The sequence below is a fragment of the Martelella sp. genome, assembly GCF_984369615.1.
Genome location: NZ_CFHTCS010000504.1, coordinates 1 through 2464, shown reverse-complemented (window position 1 = coordinate 2464; position 2464 = coordinate 1). Strand labels below are relative to the sequence as shown.

Here is a 2464-nt window from a genome sequence, read left to right as displayed (position 1 = left end):
CCACCAGCTGAAGCTCATCGTCAAGACGCTCGCCGCGGACGCCAACCCGCTCCTCTACCTCTCGTCCCACTGGAACAAGCTTGACGCTTTCATCGTCGTTGAGGGCTGGCTCTCGCTCGTGGGCGCCGCCCCGGGGCTCGTTTTGCTCCGCCTCATCAGGCTGCTCCGCATCCTTCGGCTGGCCAAGCAGTTCCCGCCCCTTCTGGCTTTCGAAATTGGTGTAGAAAACGAAGCCGCGGAGATCGTACTCCTTCATCAGCACCATGCGCACATTGGGAAGCCCGTCTTCATCGACGGTGGCGACCGCCACCCCGTTCGGGTCGTTCGGCTCGCTCGCCTGCGCATCCTTCAGCCACTTGCCGAAGAGCGCGAAGGGATCGTTTTCGGCTGTAAAATCCTTGGGGGTCTCGTCCGACTGGGACATGGCATCGTCTCCCGCATCGCGCCAGGCGGCGCGTTCCAATTCGAATCCCGCCCGAGAGCGAACCGTCTTCACTGCCACATCGCCGCCTGCAGAGAGGTTTCAGGCACCCGGCCAGGCGCCGGTCGGGGCATTTTTGCAAGGGCTTGGCAATAACCTTTTCGGAAGCTAAAGCGGGTTCAGCACGGTTCTGATTGCTTGAACCGCATTGCTGCCTATGCCATAGGCAGAAACGAAGAGAGTTGCAAGGAGCATCGACACATGGCTGAAGCAAACGGCCTCATGAAAGGCAAACGCGGCATTATTCTCGGTGTTGCCAACAACCGATCGATCGCATGGGGCATTGCCAAAGCGTGTCATGAAGCCGGCGCCGAAATCGCGCTGACCTGGCAGGGCGACAACCTCAAGAAGCGCGTGGAGCCTCTGGCAACGGAGCTGAACGCCCTCATGGCCGGCCATTGCGACGTCACCGACCCCGCGAGCGTCGAAGCCGTTTTCAAGACGCTTGAGCAGGAGTGGGGCAAGATCGACTTCATCGTCCACGCCATCGCCTTCTCCGACAAGGATGAACTGACCGGCCGCTATATCGATACCTCGCGTGAAAATTTCGCGAAATCCATGGACATTTCGGTCTATTCCTTCACCGCGATCGCCCGACGCGCCGAGCAGATCATGAATGAAGGCGGATCGATGATAACCCTGACCTATTACGGCGCGGAAAAGGTGATGCCGCACTACAACGTCATGGGCGTCGCCAAGGCGGCGCTGGAGGCGAGCGTGCGCTACATGGCAGTCGATCTCGGCGGTCGCGGCATTCGCGTCAACGCCATTTCGGCCGGGCCGATCAAGACGCTCGCCGGCTCCGCCATCGGCGATTTCCGCTATATTCTGAAGTGGAACGAGTATAATTCGCCGCTGAAGCGCAATGTCACGATCGACGAGGTCGGCAATACGGCGCTTTTCCTGCTCTCCGACCTTTCGACCTCTGTTACCGGCGAGGTTCTGCATGCCGACAGCGGCTATCACGTTGTCGGCATGAAGGCGGTCGACGCACCCGACATTTCGGTGGTCAAGGACTGAATTTTGATGACGGCGCGGACCGGATCCGCGCCGTTTTGCTTTGAATCCTTTCCTCTCCGGCGACAGTTTATCAGAGCCGGAAATGCATCTTTCGGGGCCCGCCCCTTCCAAAACATGTGCAAAACCCTCCTAACACTTTGAATTTTCGCTTCATCCTTTAATGAAAATTGAACGGTAAGAAATCGTGCTCATCTACGCCATACGTCACGGCCAGACCGACTGGAACGCCGAATACCGTCTGCAGGGACAGAAGGACATTCCGCTGAACGACACCGGACGCGCTCAGGCCCGCGACAATGGCGCGCGTCTTGCGGAAATTCTGGGCGATGAATCCCGGCTTTACGATTTTGTCTCAAGCCCGCTTTCGCGCACGCGCGAGACGATGGAGCGGGCGCGCGCGGCCATGGGCCTGACGCCCGAACTCTACCGCACCGACGACCGGCTGAAGGAACTCTCCTTCGGCGACTGGGAGGGACGCACGCTGGAAGAGGTCGCCGGCTTCAGCCCGGCGCTTCTGCATGAGCGCGAGAAGGACAAATGGGCTTTCGTTCCGCCGGGCGCCGATGCCGAAAGCTACGAAATCCTGTCCTGGCGGATCGGCGCCTGGTTGAAGGATGTCGTCGGCCCGACGGTCTGCGTCTGCCATGGCGGCGTGATCCGCAGCTTCTTCCGCATTGTCGGCGGCGTTTCGACGGCCGAGGCCGCCGAGCTTCCGATCCCGCAGGATTCCGTTTTGCGCATCGATCCGGCCGCCGGAACGATCGGCTGGATCGAGTAGGCTTCCCCTCATCCGGCAATTGCGATAGAGCGAAGCCGCGCAACGACGGCAGAGGTAAACCATGTCGCACAACACATACGGACATCTTTTCCGCGTCACCACCTGGGGCGAAAGCCATGGCCCGGCGCTCGGCTGCGTCATCGACGGCTGCCCGCCCGGCATCGCCTTCGAGCTTTCTGACATCC

3 protein-coding genes and 2 pseudogenes are annotated in these 2464 nt (G+C 60.4%); 4 read left to right on the top strand and 1 reads right to left on the bottom strand.

Translation table 11 applies throughout. From position 1 onward, the window contains the following. Window positions 1–7 precede the first annotated feature (7 nt). Window positions 8–142, top strand: a pseudogene (locus AC5DC2_RS22920) (hypothetical protein); the annotation flags it as partial. Between the two features lie 24 nt (window positions 143–166). On the opposite strand, the pseudogene AC5DC2_RS22915 reads toward AC5DC2_RS22920, so the two are convergent. Then, window positions 167–424, bottom strand: a pseudogene (locus AC5DC2_RS22915) (pyridoxamine 5'-phosphate oxidase family protein); the annotation flags it as partial. 258 nt (window positions 425–682) lie between these two features. Between AC5DC2_RS22915 and fabI the strand changes: the two are divergent. The 3 genes from fabI to AC5DC2_RS22900 form a co-directional block, all read left to right on the top strand. Further along, window positions 683–1501, top strand: a complete 819-nt coding sequence (fabI, locus tag AC5DC2_RS22910) for an enoyl-ACP reductase FabI (RefSeq protein ID WP_491700157.1) — start codon at window positions 683–685, stop codon at window positions 1499–1501. 184 nt (window positions 1502–1685) lie between these two features. Continuing rightward, window positions 1686–2279, top strand: a complete 594-nt coding sequence (locus AC5DC2_RS22905; RefSeq protein ID WP_491700156.1) for a histidine phosphatase family protein — start codon at window positions 1686–1688, stop codon at window positions 2277–2279. Between the two features lie 61 nt (window positions 2280–2340). Beyond that, window positions 2341–2464 (top strand): chorismate synthase (locus AC5DC2_RS22900; RefSeq protein ID WP_491700158.1); only part of this gene is annotated, 124 nt, incomplete at its 3' end.

What these genes read in the sequence shown, in the direction of transcription:
- fabI (WP_491700157.1), top strand. Translation starts at nt 683, where the DNA reads ATGGCTGAAGCAAACGGCCTCATGAAAGGCAAACGCGGCATTATTCTC.